Below are 16747 nucleotides of genomic sequence, written 5' to 3' on the forward strand. Positions count from 1 at the left end.
AACATTTGTCCTTATTTTAGCGGTGATATGGCGCTTCGGTGGGAATATTTCCTATATTGAGGGTCAAGTCAAACAATGTCCGAGACGATCCGATGCAGGATTTTCACACAACCAGTCCCAAAGGTCATGTCGACTTTGTCGGCGCCGGACCCGGTGACCCCGAATTGCTGACGCTCAAGGCGTTGGCCGCATTCGAGCGCGCGGATGTGGTGCTGCATGATCGCCTGATCAGCAAGCCTGTGCTGGACATTGCCGCCCAGAACGCCGCTTTGGTCGATGTCGGCAAGGCCGGGTTCGGCCCCTCGTGGAAGCAAAGCGATATCGACGCGCTTCTGGTTGAACACGCCCTGAATGGCAACCGTGTGGTGCGCCTGAAATCGGGGGATCCCACGGTTTTTGGTCGTCTGGACGAAGAAATCGAGGCCGTCGACGCGGCCGGTATTTCCTGGCAGATCATTCCCGGCATCACGGCGGCCTCTGCCGCAGTGGCAAGCATCGGTCAAAGCCTGACTCGCCGCGGACGCAACTCATCGGTGCGTTTTTTGACCGGGCACGACATGCAGGGTTTTGCGGATCACGATTGGAACGCTTTGGCCAAGCCGGGTTCCGTGGCGGCAATCTACATGGGCAAGAAGTCCGCTCGGTTCATTCAGGGTCGCCTGATCATGCACGGCGCCGATCGCGCCACGCCCATTACCCTGGTCGAAAATGCCTCGCGTCCCGACCAACGGATTTTGGCCACCACTTTGGACCAGTTGCCCACCGATCTGGCCGCCGCCGAAATGGATGGACCGGCCCTGACCTTCTATGGCCTTGCCCCGCGCGAAGCGGCGCAGGCTGTAACCGAATTCAACAAGGAGCTTGCCTGATGGCCCGCGCTTTTACCCCCAAAGTCGTCACTGCAAATGACTTGCTCGAAGGTGACGTGATTTATCTGACCGAAGATGACCGCTGGTCCCGTGACCTGAGCGAGGCAGAACTGATCACCGACGAGGCGCATGCGCAGGTTCGCCTGCTGGATGCCGCGCGTCAGGCAAACAAAATTGTGGGCGCCTATCTGGCCGATGCCGTTGCTGGCGAAAACGGCCCCGAGCCCACCCATTTCCGGGAAGACTTCCGCCGCACTGGTCCGTCCAACTATGCCCACGGCAAACAGGAAGCTTCCCCGCAGCCCCGGGCCTGACCTCTGGCCCTTCTCTCTCCCCTTCAAGGCCCCAGGTTCGGGGCTGCAACCAAGGACAGCTAGACATGTATCGCTACTCCGAGTTTGACAAAGATTTTCTGGCAGAGCGTAACGCGCAGTTCCGCGCTCAGGTCGAGCGCCGCATCGACGGTTCGCTGACCGAAGATGAATTCAAGCCGCTGCGCCTGATGAACGGCCTGTATCTGCAACTGCACGCCTACATGCTGCGGGTCGCCATTCCCTACGGCACGCTGAACAGCACACAAATGCGCCAATTGGCCCTTCTGGCTGAAAAGTGGGACAAGGGGTATGGCCATTTCACCACCCGTCAGAACATCCAGTACAACTGGCCGAAACTGAAAGATGTGCCAGACATGCTGGACGCGCTTGCCGAGGTGGGCATGCACGCCATCCAGACCTCGGGCAACACCATCCGCAACGTGACGGCCGACCATTTCGCCGGTGCCGCCGCGGATGAGGTCGCCGACCCGCGCCCCTATGCCGAACTGCTGCGCCAGTGGTCGACCGACCACCCGGAATTCCAGTTCATGCCGCGCAAGTTCAAGATCGCCATCACCGGTTCGGAAAACGACCGCGCCGTGATCAAAGCGCATGACATCGGCCTGCAACTGGTCGAACGTGACGGCGTTCTGGGTGCGCGCGTCATCGTCGGTGGCGGCCTGGGCCGTACGCCCATGATCGGCAAGGAACTGTCCGAATTCGTCGCATTCGATGATCTGCTGGCCTATCTGGAAGCCACCGTGTCGGTCTGGAACCAGATCGGTCGCCGCGACAACAAGTACAAGGCGCGCATCAAGATCACCGTGCATGAACACGGCATCGACGCCATCCGCGCCAAGGTGAATGAACGTTTCTTGCAGGTTCGCCCACAGTTCAAGGGCGCCGACATGGCGCTGCTGGATGAGATCAAAGGCCATTTTGCGCCTCCGGCCTTCCGCAAAGGTTCGGTTGCGTCGTTTGAAAGCGCCTATTCCAACGATCCGGTTTTCCGGTCGTGGGTCGATACCAACATCGCGCCCCACAAGAACGCGGACCACGCGATCGTTACGATCTCGATCAAGAAACACGGCCAGACGCCGGGTGATGCGACCGCCGAGCAGATGCGCGTGATGGCCGATCTGGCCGAAGAATTCGCCTATGATGAGCTGCGTATCAGCCACGAGCAGAACGTGATCCTGCCGCATGTCCACAAATCGGACTTGCCCGCGATCCACGCAAAGCTGAAGGAACACGAACTGGCCACCGCCAATATCGGGCTGATCAGCGATATCATCGCCTGCCCCGGCATGGATTACTGCGCGCTGGCGACGGCGCGCTCGATCCCGGTTGCTCAGGAAATTGCGACCCGCTTTGAAGATTTGAAGCTGGAGCATGACATTGGGCACCTGAAGATCAAGATCTCGGGCTGCATCAACGCCTGCGGCCACCACCATGTGGGCCATATCGGCATCCTGGGCCTGGATCGTGCAGGCGTCGAAAACTACCAGATCACACTGGGTGGCGACGCCACCGAGACGGCCGCGATCGGCGACCGCACCGGTCCGGGTTTTGCCTATGACGAGATCGTACCGGCCGTGGAACGCATCGTCGACACCTACCTGGATCTGCGCGAGAATGCTGAAGAAACCTTTCTGATGACTTATCGCCGCGTCGGCATGGAGCCGTTCAAGGCCGCCCTCTACCCCGAGGCTCGGGCGAATGCCGCTTGATCTGATTCAAACGGAACTGGGCAAAGACCGCAGCGACCTGACCGAGAAGGTCAGCGCATTGAATGCCCGGTTCCGTCACCACAGCGCCCATGACGTGATGCATGGCGCCCTTGAAGAGATCGATGCGCTTGCTCTGGTCTCAAGCTTTGGCGCGGAATCGGTGGTGCTGCTGCACATGGCTGCGGTGATCGATAAGATGACGCCGGTGTTGTTCGTGGATACCCAATTGCTGTTCACCGAAACGCTGGAGTACCAGCAGGAAGTCAGCGAGCGCCTGGGGCTCAGGAACATCCGGATCATCCGGGCGGATGACGAAGAACTGCAACGCGAAGACCCCTATGGCGCGCTGCGCCTGCGGGATACGGATGCGTGCTGCAACCTGCGCAAGACCTTTCCCTTGCAGCAAGCCCTGACCGGGTATTGCGGTTGGATTACCGGCAGGAAACGGTTTCAGTCCGGCACGCGCGCCGCGCTCGAGTTTTTCGAGGTCGAAGACGGCACGGGCCGGATCAAGGTCAATCCGCTGGCCCATTGGGCGCCGGACGATGTGCGCGCCTATATGGAAGAAAACAACCTGCCCCGGCATCCGCTGGTGGCCAAGGGATACCCTTCGATCGGCTGTGCGCCCTGCACTTCGCCGGTGAAGGAAGGCGAAGACCCCCGCGCCGGCCGCTGGCGCGATCAGAACAAGGAAGAATGCGGCATTCATTTTGTCGATGGCAAGATGGTGCGCATCGGAGAAAAAACATGAACGTAATCGTAACAGATGAGGGCTTTTCGCCCGATGACTGGACCGACGGCTTTGTCACTCTGGATGATGCCGCGAATGACGTGGTTGCGCTGGACGTCAGCTCGGACACGGACCCGGATGAGCTTTTTGACCGTTTGGGCAGTGCCAAGCTGGTCCGGGTGGATTTTCCATCCTTTGCCGACGGTCGCGGCTTTACCATCGCCCGCACCCTGCGCCTTAAGGGCTATACAGGACGTTTGCGCGCCAAGGGTCATGTTCTGGCAGACCAGTACGCCATGGCGCGTCGCTGCGGCTTTGACGAAGTTGAGATTGACGGAGACCTGGCAGATCGCCAGCCCGAAGATCAGTGGCTTTCCCGGGCCAACTGGAAAGAGAACAATTATCAGGCGCGTTTGCGCGGTTAAAAGCCGCCCATCGCCGGCTTGAAACACAAAGGGGGCAATCTGTCCCCTTTTCCTGACTTGGATCAAAGATTAAACGGAGATGTCGGTTTAGCAGACCGGCAGGTAAACGATGACAGAGATGAAGCCCGTGAGCGAAGCAACTGCCGTGAAGGCCCCGGTCCTGCCGGACGCGCAAACTGTAACCGAGGTCAAGCATTGGACCGACAGCCTGTTCTCTTTCAAGGTGACGCGCCCCGCCACGCTGCGTTTCCGCTCGGGCGAGTTCGTGATGATCGGTCTGCTGGGCGACAATGGCAAGCCATTGCTGCGCGCCTATTCAATCGCTTCGCCGTCGTGGGACGATGAGCTGGAGTTCTATTCGATCAAGGTTCAGAACGGCCCGTTGACGTCGAAGCTTCAGCACATCAAGCCCGGCGACCAGATCATCCTGCGCCCCAAGCCGGTTGGCACGTTGGTGCATGACGCCCTTCTGCCCGGCAAGCGTTTGTGGTTTTTTGCCACCGGCACCGGTTTTGCCCCGTTTGCTTCGTTGTTGCGTGAACCGCAAACATATGAAGATTATGACGAGGTGATCATCACCCATACCTGCCGCGAAGTGGCCGAACTGGAATACGGCCGCCAATTGATCGACAGCATCCGACAGGATGAAATGCTGGCCGAACTTATAGGCGAAGGCTTTGCAGACAAGATCCGCTATTACCCGACAACCACGCGCGAAGAGAGCCCCAAGATGGGTCGGATCACCGACCTGCTGAAGGATGGCACCGTGTTCAGCGATCTGGGCATTGAAGGCGGAATCAAACCCGAAACCGATCGCGCCATGGTCTGCGGGTCGCTGGCTTTCAACCTGGACATCAAGGAAATCCTTGAAGGTTTTGGTCTGCGCGAAGGCGCGAATTCCGAACCCAAAGAGTTTGTGATCGAAAAAGCCTTTGTCGGCTAAAGGCACCTTGCGTTCGGAGCTTTGCAGCCCCGAACGCAAAATTCAGCGGACAAAACACTGTTTTTTCGCAACTGCCGGTGTTTATGCCGCTTGAAGTGTGGCCCGGCCCGGTTTAAATTCCGGGCTCGAAATTCTGCAATTATCAAAGGAATGAACCCATAGCTCGCAGACCTCACAACGCGCCGCCACAACGAGACACCGGCCCGCGCGTCAATGATAAGATCCGTGCCCCCGAAATTCGCCTGATTGGCGCCGAAGGTGAAAATGTCGGGGTGGTTCATCCCGCCAAAGCCATGCAGATGGCCGCTGAGGCCGGTCTTGATCTGGTCGAAATTTCGCCCAATGCGAACCCACCGGTCTGCAAGATCATGGATTTCGGCAAATTCAAATATGAAACGCAAAAACGCGAAGCCGAAGCCCGCAAGAAGCAAAAGATCATCGAGGTAAAAGAGGTCAAATTCCGACCCAACACCGACACGCATGACTATGACGTCAAAATGAAGAACGTCTTCAAGTTTCTGGAAAAAGGCGACAAGGTCAAAGTTACCCTGCGTTTTCGCGGTCGCGAAATGGCACACCAGAACCTTGGCCGCGAATTGCTGCAGCGTGTTGCCGAGGACGTCAAGGACTTGGGCAAGATCGAAAACATGCCCAAGATGGAAGGTCGTCAGATGATCATGATGATCGGCCCGCTGCCGCAGAAATAATCCGGTCCAAAGATCGAAACGGTCCAAGCCCCTTCTCTTTTGAAGGGGCTTTTTCGTTCAGGGCGCCTGCCTGCTGCGCAACCAACGGGCCGCGTCCCGGAAATCGAACACCAGCGAGGTGATATCGACGATCAGAAGCACCCGGAGAAAGCAAACAAAGGCTGGGCTCAGGGGGTCTTCGGAAAACAGCAGAAGCGTCACGATGATGACCAACGGCACCCAGCACAGAATGTGTGGCAACGCCATCGCGCCGCTCATCCCGCGTGCACCCAACATGATCGGCACGTTCAGCGCCATGCCCGAAATTGCAAGCAATGCAATCAGGTGCCCCTTTGGCTGATCCAGAAATGCCAGCGGAAGCAGGTTTACCGGTACCAAAATGAACGCTACCCAGACCTGAACCCACACAGGGAGCGTTCGGAAACTGCGCCAGATATCCAGCACCATGGACGTCGCCTTTTCCAGATCCATTGCCCACGACACATAGCAAACGTGTCGCAGGCAAACAGGGTGCTCACGGTATTGTCAGAGAACGGCTGAAAAAGAGCGTTTCAGTTTGCTGACAAGTTCGCCTATCTGGGCCTCTTCTATGATGAAAGGCGGCGCGAGAAGTATATGGTCTCCGTTCCGGCCATCCCGGGTGCCCGCCATGGGATAACAGATCAGGCCTTCGGCCAGCGCCGCCTTCTTTATCTTTCCGGCAATGCCCAACGATGGATCAAAGGGGGTCTTCGTCTCGCGATCCGCTACCAATTCCACACCCCGGAACAGGCCCCGGCCACGCAAATCGCCCACGTTCGGGTGCTGTCCAAACGCGGCTTCCAGTGCGGAATGCACTTTGCTGCCCATACGTCCGGCGCGCGCCGGTAAATCACCCTCTGTCAGTTCACGGACCACCGCAAGAGCCGCAGCCGTGGCGACGGGATGGCCGATATAGGTATGCCCATGTTGGAAAAACCCTGACCCATCGCGAATTGCGCCATAGATTTTACCGGTGCACAGCATCGCCCCGATTGGTTGATATCCTGCGCCCAACCCTTTGGCGATGCACAGAATATCCGGTGCAACACCGTCGTGATCGCAGGCGAACAGATGACCGGTGCGCCCCATGCCGCACATCACCTCATCCAGAATCAGCAACACGCCATATTGGTCGCAGATTTCCCGGATGCGTTTGAAATACCCCTCAACCGCCGGAACCGCGCCAAGTGTAGCACCAACAACCGGCTCGGCCATGAAGGCCATAACCGTTTCGGGACCAAGGCGCAGAATTTCCGCCTCCAGCTCATTGGCGACGCGCTGACCATAGTCAAAGCTGCTCTCACCCTCGGGCTTTTCGGCATATTCATAGCAGGCCGAGATATGGGTCATTTCGATCAGCATCGGCGCGAATTGGGCCCGTCTCCAGGCATTTCCCCCGGCAGACAAGGCCCCCAGAGTGTTGCCATGATAGCTTTGCTTGCGCGCGATCACGTGGCGGCGCTCGGGCTGCCCTATTTCCAGAAAATACTGGCGCGCCAATTTGATGGCCGCTTCGGTCGCCTCGGACCCACCCGATACGAAATACACCCGGTCCAGATCCCCCGGCGCGTGCTGGATCAGAAGATCGGCCAATGCCTCGGCCGGTTCCGAAGTCATGAACCCGGTATGGGCGAATGCGATCTGTTCCACCTGCTGTTGCACGGCCCGGATCACTGCCGCGTTGGAATGCCCCAGACAGGACACGGCCGCATCGCCGCAATCCAGATATCGCTTGCCGTCGGCATCAATTAGGTATGCGCCGTCGCCACCCGCCGCGACGGGAAGTTCAGATTTGGTGTGGCGTGGGAAAACATGACTCATGTTCCGGTCCTTCCAAGTGTTTCTACCAAAGCCGCGACCGAGGCCGCGTTGTCCGTCCAGAGCGTGCCATCCGGTGCCGTCAGGCTGTTTTCGAATCCAACACGCAAGTCACCGCCGCGCCGCGCGGTTTCGACAAGACAATCATGTTCCTGCGTCCCAAAGGCGCACACCATCCATTTGGCCGGGCTGGATGGAAACGCATCCAGATCCGCTGGCACGGATTGCTGATTCTGACTGTAGCGTCCCAACACAAGCAATCGGTCTGTCTGGTCCGGCTGGACGATACCTTTTGAATGCCAGCCTTCCAGCAGCTTCACATCTTCCAAGTCGTAGAGAATATGCTGAACCCGCGTGCCCTGAGCCGCACATAGCGCATAGACCCGAGGCGCAAGATCAAGGGCCCGCGCGATTTCCCGGACTGAGATCGAGGCCCATTCAGGCTGAACCAGTTGCAGGCATTCAAACTGCGACTGGACATCGAACACGCCTGCTGCCTCGGTGGTGATCTGAACATCCATGCCCGGCACTTCCCTTTTCAGTTCCGCGATTGTTTCGCGATACAATCCGGCATCCAGCGTGTGATGTCCGTCGGCATCCCGTACATGCAGGTGTATGCCATTTGCACCAGCCTCGTGGCAGCCCCGCGCCGTTGCGACGATCTGATCCGTCGTGACTGGCAAAGCAGGGTGATCCGCGCGGCCCCGCCGGGCCCCGTTCGGAGCAACCAGTATATATGGTTTCCCGGTGGTTTTCACTGTGCTCTCGGTCATTGCGCCCTCGTGATCGTCTGTCCTCAGCTAATGAGCCCAAGTTTCGTTTTCAATTTACCAACTAGAAAACATATGTTTTGTTTTCCGCATGACCCGCACTCTAACTGCCATCGTTACGCAATTGCGCCGCGAGATCGATGAAATGCCTGCGCAAATGCAGGTCGCTGTAAAGTATATCATCGATCATCCCGGCGAATTCGCGTTGAATTCGATCCGCACCACCACCGATCGCATCGGCATCAGCTCGAACGTTCTGATCCGGCTGGCGCAACGCATGGGGTATGACAGCTTTGACGCTTTTCGGCTCCCATTTCGAAACGCTCTGACAACCGATGGTGAGGACAGGTTTGGGCAGGATTGGCTGGAACACCTAAAGGAACAAGGGCAGTTTGGTGCGGCGCAGGCACGATTTGCGCAGAACGAAATAAATGTCGTGGCCAGATCGCTGCGCCTCATGGCCCCCCATTTGACGGAACAGGCCGTCGCACACATCAGGTCGGCGCGCCGCTGCTATGTGACGGCCACACGATCCAGCCATGCGCTGGCCTATTATTTTCACTACGCCGCACGCATGGCCCATCCCGGGCTTCAGCTGGTGCCCCGCCACATGGGTTCGGCCATCGACGATCTGGTCGAAGCCACCGCCGAGGATTGTCTGTTTGCAATCACGGTTCACCCCTATTCAGCCGACACGATTCAGGCGATGCGGTATGCTCGGGACCGGTCGATGCGCATCGTCCTGTTGTCGGATAGCGAGGTCATCGCCCCGGGGGTTGAACCGGATGTCGTCCTGCCTGTCAGCACGCGAACCTTGCACCCGTTTTCCAGTTTTTCGGGGGCAATGGCTGTACTTGAATGCCTGCTGGGCCATTTGTTTGCCGCCGGCGGAGAGACCGCCAGGGAAAGAGTGGATGCCTATCAGAAAGCGCGGGAAGATACCGGTGCGTATTGGCGACCCGGCGTATTGCCAAAGCTCAGAAAACCATAAGCCGGTTCGGTCAAAGCCTCTGGGGTCAACCTCAGAATTCAGCCCCGCTCAGGATCAGTGGCGGATCATTCTTTTCGTTTGGCGCGCGGCTGCGGTCTGGTCGGGATTTCCTTCAGCAATCCTCCGACACCCATTCCGGCAATATCCGATCCGGTCGTTTCGATCCCGCAGGCAACCCGTGACAGAACCCAATCCGCCCCGTTCAACGCTGGAGATCGTGCACATCCGGGCAACCCGATCACCGGTCGATCCTGCATCGCACCCAGAAACAGCAGGTTTCCCGGATCAACCGGCATTCCGAACCGATCCACCCGCCCGCCGGCAAGCCGAACAGCAGACGGGGCAACATCGTCCGGATCCGAAGTCGCGGATCCGGTCAGGATCATGAGCAGATCACCGGTCGTTCTGGAAACCGCCTTGGCCAGCGCATCCACGCGATGCGGCACGATCTGAACATCACACAAATCCAGACCCAGGGCTTCGGTCCGTCCGCGAATGGCGGCGATCCCCTTGTCGTTGGGCGGGCCGCCGGGGATATCCGTGACGATCAAACCTGCCGTCTTGTGAACGGGTCTTGCCAGACGCACGGCCCCTTGCGCCAAATTGGCAGCCCGCAGAACATCAGCCTCTGGCACGGCATATGAGATGACCTTGATGGTGGCGACCATGCTCTTCGGGCCCATCTGCTGGTATTGCGGAACCGTCGCAACCGTGATCATCGGGTTGACCTGATTGAACATTTCCAGCGCATCCACATCCAGAACCGCGACGCCCGGCCCGTCCGCCAACAGGTTGACCCGGCCGGTGAACGCGTCTGTCACGCGCAGATTGGCCGACGCCGCATCTGGCGCAAGAGCTGCGGCCAAACGACGTGCGGCCTCGTCTTCGTGACAATCGCCGGGTTCGAGGCGCGCAACGATCACTTCGCGGATGTCCGCCTGCGTCAACTGCGCCACATGCTCTGCGCGCAGTGACAGCCCCTTGCGCAGCTTTTGACCGTCAGCCGTCACCGAATGGGCCAGAATGGCGCCTTTTGCTTCAGAGACGGGTACCGGACCAAACCTCATGCCTTGCCTCGCAGAACGGCCGTCATCTGCGCCAGAATTGCAATGGCAATCTCGGATGGGCCGGCAGCCCCGATATCCAACCCGATTGGCCCATGAATCCTCGAGATTTGCTCATCACTGAAACCGGCCGCTTTCATACGCTCGACGCGTTTGGCGTGGGTACGTGTCGATCCCAAGGCACCAATGTAAAACACGCCCGCATCCAGTGCAGCTTGCAATGCCGGATCATCCAGCTTTGGATCATGCGTCAGCAGGACAATTGCGGTGCGCGCATCCAACCCGAGTATTGCAACGGCCTCATCCGGCCAATCCGTAAGGATCGTTTCGCCCGGAAAACGGGCGCTGGATGCAAACGCGTCGCGCGGGTCTATTATGGCCGGATCATACCCGGCAATTCGCGCCATCGGCACCAGTGCCTGCGCGATATGCACCGCACCAACTACGATCAATCGCAGCGGCGGGTTGTGAACGGCCACAAAGGTCTGACCATCTTCTTCAAAACCAGACCGATCCATGCGCAGCCGTTCCGCATAGGCGTTACGACGCAAGGCTCTGTGCCCGGTATCGATATTGACTTCGTAAGCGATGGGTTCACGCGCTGCGCGGGCTGCAACCAGTTCCGCAAGCATCGGTTCGGGCAGAACCTTTCCAACGGGTTCGACAAGAACGCGAATGGTCCCGCCACAGGCCAGCCCGACCGCAAAGGCATCTTCGTCGCTCACTCCGAATTCCAGCAAGCGGGCTTCGCCTTCGTCAATGGCCTCAAGCGCCTCGACGATCACCGCGCCTTCGACACAGCCGCCCGACACAGAACCCTCGATCCGGCCATCGCCGCCGATCACCAGCTGGGAACCCACCCGGCGTGGCGCGCTGCCCCAGGTTTCGACAACCGTGGCAAGCGCGGCGCCGCTGCCATTGCGGTGCCACTTCAATGCCGTTTCCGGGCTGCTGTCGAATCGTTCCATCAGGACCTCCAGACGTCGTCTGTCTCCAACATAGGCAGGATTGGCGTGATGAAAAGCGCAACACCCCTGTCAAAACGTCTATGTTGAGCCCTGCAAGCCGATGCTAAAGCCTGAACAATATTCAATAAATCATAGTATTGATTGTTAAGGGCCCGGGTTTTAGCTTGTGCGGGCAGCGGGCCAGTTGCCCAAGCTGCATACCAAACACATTTTTTCGGAGACAAGCAGTTGAAACATTATCTTGCACTGGGCGCAGTGGTTGGCCTTTTGGCTTCGACCGCAGCGTGGGCTGACACATTCGAACGTTATGGAGAGGTCGAGGGCTGGAAAGTCTTCATCGACAACGAAAAGAAATCCTGCCTGATCGAGGCCGTGGACGATGCGGAAAACGTCGTTCAGATGGGCCTGACCGAAGATCGCGGCGTGGGGTATGTGGGGGTGTTCACCAAAGCCGATACCGACATCAAACGTGGCGAAACCCAAGAAGTGGCTATCCTGATTGGGGACAACATCTATCTGGGTGAAGCCACAGGTATGAAAGGCAACATCACCAAGGGTTATTCCGGTGGTTACATTCTGTCTGACAACCCGCAATTCGCGGATGATCTGGCCAAGAAGAAGGTCATGATCGTGTTCCCCGAGACATCCTATGCATTTACCGTCGATCTGACCGGCACCTACAAGGCCATGGAAATGGCCCGGAAGTGCAACGAAGAACAGTTGTCGTAACGGTCTAATCGGAAAGAGCGGCCATCAGCCGTGCTTTCTGCCCCTGGTCGTCGGGTTGTGAAATCACGGCGGCCAGGTCCTCGAGCGAGGCAATCGAGTGCCCTGCCCTGAAACTGTCGACATGGGGCAGCATGGCCGCCACACCCTGTGCCTTGGGGGCAAACCCGTCCCAGCGCAGCAGAGGGTTCAGCCAGATCAGGCGTTTGGAGGACAGGTGCAGCCGCTCGATCTCTTTCTCGAGGCTCTCCGGGTCACCCCGTTCCAAACCGTCGGTGATCAAAAGAACAACCGCACCTTGCCCCATGACACGTCTTGACCAGTCCCTGTTGAACTGATGCAGACAGTCGCCGATGCGTGTGCCCCCTTCCCAGTCCTGCGCCTCGGCCCCGGCAGCGGCGAGCGCTGCGTCAACATCCCGATGATGCAAGTGGCGGGTTATGTTGGTCAGGCGCGTGCCGAACGTGAAGGCATGAACCTTGGCCCAACCTGCCCCCTTGGCGTTCGAGACCGTGTGCAGGAAATGCAGAATGACTCGGCTGTATTGGCTCATCGAACCCGAGATATCGCAAAGCGCAACAAGATTTGGCCATCGCGGTTTGGGTTGCAGCCGGGCGATATCACGCAATTCGCCCCCTTGCCGCATGGCTGCGCGCAAGGTGCGGGCACGGTCGATACGGTGCCCCAGATGACTGGCCTGTCCGCGGCGCGACTCAATGGGTTTGACCGGCAGGGCCATCCGCGCCAATACGCGTTTGGCTTGCGCGATTTCAGCGGTGCTCATCTGTTCGAAGTCCAGATTGCGAAGACGCTCTTCTGACGATGCCGTTTGCGTGGCGTCAATCTCGATTTCGGTTTCCCCCTCGTCTTGCGCAGCCTGCTGGGGCGCGTCACGTTCGACACCCTCCAGCAGGGCCTCGGCTGCACGCTTTTCACCGGCATCCGCCTTGCGTTCCTCTTGCACGCCCCGAATGGCAGGAAGCATCATGGCCATCATGTGTTCCATGTATCGCGGGTCGCGCCAGTACATTCGGAAGACCTGCGCAAACACCGTGCGATGTTCGGGGCGGTTCACGAAACAGGCGTGCAGCGTCCAGTAGAAATCCCGTTTCTGAGTGAAACCCGCGGCTTGTACCGCGCGAATTGCATCGATCACCCGCCCCGGACCAATCGGCAGCCCCGCCTTCCGCAATGCGCGGGCAAAATGGGTGATGTTCTGCGCCAGCTTCGGGTTGTCGGGAATCTCCAGCGGGATCTGCTCGGCCATAGCGCGTCAGGCCGGCTCAAGGGTCGCTTTGGCCTCATCCAGAATGCGCTTGGCCTCGGACCCTTGCAGCTTCTGGATGTCGTCCTGATATTTCAGGATCGCCCCCAGCGTGTCACCGATCACCTCGGGGCTAAGGTTCATCACGTCCAGCGCCAGCAGACATTTGGCCCAGTCAATGGTTTCGGCCACGCCGGGTTTCTTGAACAGATCCTCGGTGCGCAGACGCTGAACGAAAGCCACGACTTCGCGGCTGAGCGCATCGGCGGCCTCGGGCGCGCGCGCGTGCAGAATTTCGATCTCGCGTTCAAAATCGGGATAATCGACCCAGTGATACAGGCAGCGACGCTTGAGGGCATCGTGCACTTCGCGAGTCCGGTTCGACGTGACAATCACAATGGGTGGTTGGGGTGCTGCAACGGTGCCCAGTTCAGGGATCGTGACCTGAAAATCACTCAGAGCTTCCAGCAGAAAGGCTTCGAACGGTTCATCGGTCCGGTCCAGTTCGTCGATCAGAAGAACCGGTGCTCCGTTTTCGTCCGGGCGCATTGCTTGCAGCAAGGGGCGTTCGATCAGGTATTCATCCGAAAACAGTTCCGCCTGCAACGCGCCCCGGTCGGCCCCGCCCGAAGCCTCGGCCGTTCGGATCGCAACCATCTGTGCCGGAAAGTTCCATTCGTAAACGGCCGAGGATGCGTCCAGACCTTCGTAGCACTGCAACCGGATCAAACGGCGGTTCAGACCGGATGCCAGCGCCTTGGCGATTTCCGTTTTGCCAACTCCGGCCTCGCCTTCCAGAAACAACGGGCGTCCCAGCTTCAGCGACAGGAACACAACCGTGGCAAGGGCTCGTCCGCAGACATAGCCCTGACGTCCCAGCATCTGCTGCACGGTATCGATGGAATTTGGCTGCGTCATGGAATTCCTCTCTACTTCGCGGACAAACAGGTCACGCAAGCGCCATTGCGTCAAGGCCCTAGCCCCTGTCAGAGCTACGACGTTCCGGTTGGTTGACAAGTTTTTTCAGCAACTCGTTCCGGGCTGGTTGGTCTTTCGGGGCAGCTATGCTAGCGGAAGGCCATGACTGATACCCTCACGATCCGCCGCCCCGACGATTGGCATCTGCATCTGCGCGATGGCGCCATGTTGCAGGCCGTTCTGCCCGAAACTGCACGTCATTTCGCCCGTGCAATCATAATGCCGAACCTCGTGCCGCCGGTCGTGCGCGGGGATCAGGCCGCCGCTTACCGCGACAGAATCCTGGCCGCCCTGCCCGACGGCATGGTGTTCGAACCACTGATGACCCTGTACCTGACCGAGGATACAGATGCGCAGGACGTCGCCGCCGCCCATGCCAGCGGGCTGATAAAAGCGGTCAAGCTGTACCCGGCAGGGGCCACGACCAATTCGGCCTCGGGCGTGCGTGACTTTGACAAAGTGCGCCCGGTTCTGGAGAAAATGGCCGAGATCGGCCTGCCCATGTGTGTCCATGGCGAAGTGACCGACCCCGAGATCGACATCTTTGACCGCGAGGCCGTGTTCATCGACCGCGCTCTGGACCCGATCCGAAAATCGACGCCGGGTCTGCGCGTGGTGATGGAACATATCACCACGTCCAATGGCGTGGACTATGTCAAAGCCAACGAAACGGATCTGGGCGCGACGATCACCGCGCACCACCTGATCATCAACCGCAACCATATTCTGGTGGGCGGGATCAAACCGCATTACTATTGCCTTCCGGTCGCCAAGCGCGAGGAACATCGCCTGGCCCTGCTGGCTGCCGCCACCTCGGGCGACACGAGATTCTTCCTGGGCACAGACAGCGCTCCGCACACGGATGCAAACAAGGAAATGGCCTGCGGCTGCGCGGGGTGTTTCACCGCGACGAATACCATGTCTCTGGTGGCTGAGATGTTCGACCGCAAAGGTGCGCTGGACAAGCTCGAGGCGTTCGTCTCGCTCAACGGGCCGGGCTTTTACCGCCTGCCTGTGAACGAAGAGACGATTACCCTGACCAAAGGCGAGCCGGTTGCATACCCGTCAAAGATCGACACCGGCGAAGGGCCTGTCACGGTGTTCGACCCCGGTTTTCCGCTGCGCTGGAGCGTGGCTTAACCCGCCATACGTTCGGCCAGATCACGGGCGCGACCACCGGTGCGCAGCATCGACCAGATCGCGTCCGCCTCATCCGATCCGATCAGCTTCGACGCTTTGACGCGCACGCGATCCTCGCGGTCAGACAGCGACATTGGGGTCATCAGGTCATGCGTCGCCTCGCGGCGGACACCGTCGCGACGCAACAAGGCCAGATGCGCCTGCGTTTCCGACAGGTTTTCATCTGCTTCGACCGTGATGCGATCTTGCAGAGACGTAATGCGTGGGTCCGCACAGATCTTGTCGGTGTAGCTGCCCGGCAAAGCCGTATCATACCCCAGCGCCTGCATCGCGATGACCGTCCGGTAAGAGAACTTGGCCCCCAGCCCGGTTGTGGGCGAAAGCTGATTGCACACACTCATCCAACGGGGATGGGTTTTGATTTTAATCTCGGCCACTTCGGGTTCCGCGATGTCCAGCGCGCGCGCCGCTTCCAACGCCGCGTGCAGGCCGTGACAACAGGCGTGGAACTTGTGGCTTACCGTTTCGAACAACCATTCATCGCCCAAACCATCCAGCGCGCTTTGATCCGCTGCACCCTGATGGGTCGCGCCAAATCCATACGTGCCTTCCAGCGCGTCGGCGTTGGGTTGAAATCCACGCTGAACAAGCACAGCCGCCTCGACCCCTGCCGAAGCGGCAAGCCCGGCATTGTAAGGCTTGCCCATTGTTCCGAACTGGGCCTTCAGCCCGGCCGCGCGCGTTGCCGTCAAACCCAATACGGATCGCATCTGAACCTTGTCGAATCCAAGCAACCGCCCCGCGGCGACAGCGGCCCCGAATGCACCGGATGTCGCTGTCTGGTGAAACCCGGCCTGATAATGCCCCCTGCCCAGCCACAGGCCGACACGGATTGACGTTTCCATACCGACCAGCGCGGCTTCGAGCAGATCAACCAGAATGCGGTCATCCCAATCGGCCACAGCAAGGGCCGCAGGCAGGATGGCGACTGACGGATGCCCGATATGCGCGAAATGCGTGTCATCGTAATCCAGCGCGTGGGATATGGTTCCATTCACCAAAGCTGCGCCGCGCAATGGGGCCGCGCCCCCTCCGAACAGATGGGCCTGAGCGTTCCCGCCCTCGGCCAGAACCATATCGCGAACTATGCAGGACACCGGCTCGGACGCCCCTGCACGACCAACTGCCATCCAATCCAGAACGGATAGCGACGTGACAATCCGTGCCTGAGCCGTCGTTGAAACCTGGCCCGCCGCGAAGGTGGCCAATGCTGCTGTGAAATCCGTCAT

General features: G+C 59.2%; 18 protein-coding genes. 10 read left to right on the forward strand and 8 right to left on the reverse strand.

Annotated elements, in window-relative coordinates; genetic code table 11:
- The first annotated feature begins 92 nt into the window (after positions 1 to 92).
- The 7 genes from cobA (at position 93) to infC (ending at position 5718) form a co-directional block, all read left to right on the forward strand.
- Positions 93 to 869, forward strand: a complete 777-nt coding sequence (cobA, locus tag GS611_RS04875) for a uroporphyrinogen-III C-methyltransferase (protein ID WP_171632792.1) — start codon at positions 93 to 95, stop codon at positions 867 to 869.
- Entirely contained in the window at positions 869 to 1183 is a 315-nt protein-coding gene (locus GS611_RS04880) for a DUF2849 domain-containing protein (RefSeq protein ID WP_171328572.1), read from the forward strand. The genes cobA and GS611_RS04880 overlap by 1 nt, the downstream gene beginning before the upstream one ends.
- 65 nt (positions 1184 to 1248) lie before the next feature.
- Entirely contained in the window at positions 1249 to 2913 is a 1665-nt protein-coding gene (locus tag GS611_RS04885; RefSeq protein WP_171632795.1) for a nitrite/sulfite reductase, read from the forward strand.
- Positions 2903 to 3664 carry a phosphoadenylyl-sulfate reductase gene (locus tag GS611_RS04890; protein WP_171632798.1) on the forward strand — a complete coding sequence of 254 codons (762 nt, stop codon included), beginning with the start codon at positions 2903 to 2905 and terminating at the stop codon, positions 3662 to 3664. Before GS611_RS04885 ends, GS611_RS04890 begins: the two co-directional genes overlap by 11 nt.
- Entirely contained in the window at positions 3661 to 4068 is a 408-nt protein-coding gene (locus tag GS611_RS04895) for a DUF934 domain-containing protein (protein ID WP_171116164.1), read from the forward strand. The genes GS611_RS04890 and GS611_RS04895 overlap by 4 nt, the downstream gene beginning before the upstream one ends.
- Before the next feature lie 109 nt (positions 4069 to 4177).
- Positions 4178 to 5011: a ferredoxin--NADP reductase gene (locus GS611_RS04900; protein ID WP_152457833.1), complete on the forward strand. Its 834-nt coding sequence runs from the start codon at positions 4178 to 4180 to the stop codon at positions 5009 to 5011.
- A gap of 158 nt (positions 5012 to 5169) precedes the next feature.
- Positions 5170 to 5718 carry a translation initiation factor IF-3 gene (gene infC, locus GS611_RS04905; protein WP_171633836.1) on the forward strand — a complete coding sequence of 183 codons (549 nt, stop codon included), beginning with the start codon at positions 5170 to 5172 and terminating at the stop codon, positions 5716 to 5718.
- Between the two features lie 57 nt (positions 5719 to 5775).
- On the opposite strand, the gene GS611_RS04910 is transcribed toward infC, so the two are convergent.
- Genes GS611_RS04910 through GS611_RS04920 form a run of 3 tightly spaced genes read right to left on the reverse strand, consistent with a single transcriptional unit; the run spans position 5776 to position 8330 of the window.
- Positions 5776 to 6189, reverse strand: coding sequence for a hypothetical protein (locus GS611_RS04910; protein WP_171632800.1), 414 nt, complete (start codon positions 6187 to 6189; stop codon positions 5776 to 5778).
- Between the two features lie 54 nt (positions 6190 to 6243).
- Positions 6244 to 7560, reverse strand: a complete 1317-nt coding sequence (locus GS611_RS04915; RefSeq protein ID WP_171632804.1) for an aspartate aminotransferase family protein — start codon at positions 7558 to 7560, stop codon at positions 6244 to 6246.
- On the reverse strand, positions 7557 to 8330 hold the full coding sequence (locus GS611_RS04920; protein ID WP_171632807.1) for a 3-keto-5-aminohexanoate cleavage protein: 774 nt from the start codon (positions 8328 to 8330) through the stop codon (positions 7557 to 7559). Before GS611_RS04920 ends, GS611_RS04915 begins: the two co-directional genes overlap by 4 nt.
- An 88-nt stretch (positions 8331 to 8418) precedes the next feature.
- Here GS611_RS04920 and GS611_RS04925 point away from each other — a divergent pair, with 88 nt between their 5' ends.
- Positions 8419 to 9318, forward strand: coding sequence for a MurR/RpiR family transcriptional regulator (locus tag GS611_RS04925; protein WP_171632809.1), 900 nt, complete (start codon positions 8419 to 8421; stop codon positions 9316 to 9318).
- 65 nt (positions 9319 to 9383) lie between these two features.
- On the opposite strand, the gene GS611_RS04930 is transcribed toward GS611_RS04925, so the two are convergent.
- Together GS611_RS04930 and GS611_RS04935 are read right to left on the reverse strand one after the other, a co-directional pair.
- The gene (locus GS611_RS04930; protein WP_171632812.1) at positions 9384 to 10385 is read right to left on the reverse strand and encodes a molybdopterin-binding protein; all 1002 of its coding nucleotides are present in this window, start codon (positions 10383 to 10385) and stop codon (positions 9384 to 9386) included.
- Positions 10382 to 11350: an XdhC family protein gene (locus GS611_RS04935; RefSeq protein WP_171632814.1), complete on the reverse strand. Its 969-nt coding sequence runs from the start codon at positions 11348 to 11350 to the stop codon at positions 10382 to 10384. Before GS611_RS04935 ends, GS611_RS04930 begins: the two co-directional genes overlap by 4 nt.
- 228 nt (positions 11351 to 11578) lie before the next feature.
- Here GS611_RS04935 and GS611_RS04940 point away from each other — a divergent pair, with 228 nt between their 5' ends.
- Positions 11579 to 12079 (forward strand): hypothetical protein, encoded by a 501-nt coding sequence (locus tag GS611_RS04940; protein WP_171632817.1) that lies wholly within the window; start codon positions 11579 to 11581, stop codon positions 12077 to 12079.
- Between the two features lie 4 nt (positions 12080 to 12083).
- Here the strand turns inward: GS611_RS04940 and GS611_RS04945 are convergent, their stop codons facing one another.
- Together GS611_RS04945 and GS611_RS04950 are read right to left on the reverse strand one after the other, a co-directional pair.
- On the reverse strand, positions 12084 to 13343 hold the full coding sequence (locus GS611_RS04945) for a VWA domain-containing protein (protein WP_171632820.1): 1260 nt from the start codon (positions 13341 to 13343) through the stop codon (positions 12084 to 12086).
- Positions 13344 to 13349: 6 nt separating this feature from the next.
- Positions 13350 to 14258, reverse strand: a complete 909-nt coding sequence (locus GS611_RS04950) for a MoxR family ATPase (protein WP_171632821.1) — start codon at positions 14256 to 14258, stop codon at positions 13350 to 13352.
- Between the two features lie 162 nt (positions 14259 to 14420).
- On the opposite strand from GS611_RS04950, the gene pyrC reads away from it, so the two are divergent.
- Positions 14421 to 15458: a dihydroorotase gene (gene pyrC / locus GS611_RS04955; RefSeq protein ID WP_171632824.1), complete on the forward strand. Its 1038-nt coding sequence runs from the start codon at positions 14421 to 14423 to the stop codon at positions 15456 to 15458.
- Here the strand turns inward: pyrC and GS611_RS04960 are convergent.
- Positions 15455 to 16747, reverse strand: coding sequence for an MmgE/PrpD family protein (locus tag GS611_RS04960; protein WP_171632827.1), 1293 nt, complete (start codon positions 16745 to 16747; stop codon positions 15455 to 15457). The two genes, pyrC and GS611_RS04960, sit on opposite strands and share 4 nt — an antisense overlap.

Origin of the sequence: Ruegeria sp. HKCCD6119, assembly GCF_013110585.1 — a bacterium.
GTDB lineage: Bacteria > Pseudomonadota > Alphaproteobacteria > Rhodobacterales > Rhodobacteraceae > Ruegeria.

Bases quoted from the DNA above. Each gene is read 5' to 3' on its own strand.
- cobA (WP_171632792.1), top strand. From the start codon at position 93: ATGCAGGATTTTCACACAACCAGTCCCAAAGGTCATGTCGACTTTGTC.
- GS611_RS04880 (WP_171328572.1), top strand. From the start codon at position 869: ATGGCCCGCGCTTTTACCCCCAAAGTCGTCACTGCAAATGACTTGCTC.
- GS611_RS04885 (WP_171632795.1), top strand. From the start codon at position 1,249: ATGTATCGCTACTCCGAGTTTGACAAAGATTTTCTGGCAGAGCGTAAC.
- GS611_RS04890 (WP_171632798.1), top strand. From the start codon at position 2,903: ATGCCGCTTGATCTGATTCAAACGGAACTGGGCAAAGACCGCAGCGAC.
- GS611_RS04895 (WP_171116164.1), top strand. From the start codon at position 3,661: ATGAACGTAATCGTAACAGATGAGGGCTTTTCGCCCGATGACTGGACC.
- GS611_RS04900 (WP_152457833.1), top strand. From the start codon at position 4,178: ATGACAGAGATGAAGCCCGTGAGCGAAGCAACTGCCGTGAAGGCCCCG.
- GS611_RS04910 (WP_171632800.1), bottom strand. From the start codon at position 6,189: ATGGATCTGGAAAAGGCGACGTCCATGGTGCTGGATATCTGGCGCAGT.
- GS611_RS04915 (WP_171632804.1), bottom strand. From the start codon at position 7,560: ATGAGTCATGTTTTCCCACGCCACACCAAATCTGAACTTCCCGTCGCG.
- GS611_RS04920 (WP_171632807.1), bottom strand. From the start codon at position 8,330: ATGACCGAGAGCACAGTGAAAACCACCGGGAAACCATATATACTGGTT.
- GS611_RS04925 (WP_171632809.1), top strand. From the start codon at position 8,419: ATGACCCGCACTCTAACTGCCATCGTTACGCAATTGCGCCGCGAGATC.
- GS611_RS04930 (WP_171632812.1), bottom strand. From the start codon at position 10,385: ATGAGGTTTGGTCCGGTACCCGTCTCTGAAGCAAAAGGCGCCATTCTG.
- GS611_RS04935 (WP_171632814.1), bottom strand. From the start codon at position 11,350: ATGGAACGATTCGACAGCAGCCCGGAAACGGCATTGAAGTGGCACCGC.
- GS611_RS04945 (WP_171632820.1), bottom strand. From the start codon at position 13,343: ATGGCCGAGCAGATCCCGCTGGAGATTCCCGACAACCCGAAGCTGGCG.
- GS611_RS04950 (WP_171632821.1), bottom strand. From the start codon at position 14,258: ATGACGCAGCCAAATTCCATCGATACCGTGCAGCAGATGCTGGGACGT.
- pyrC (WP_171632824.1), top strand. From the start codon at position 14,421: ATGACTGATACCCTCACGATCCGCCGCCCCGACGATTGGCATCTGCAT.
- GS611_RS04960 (WP_171632827.1), bottom strand. From the start codon at position 16,747: ATGACGGATTTCACAGCAGCATTGGCCACCTTCGCGGCGGGCCAGGTT.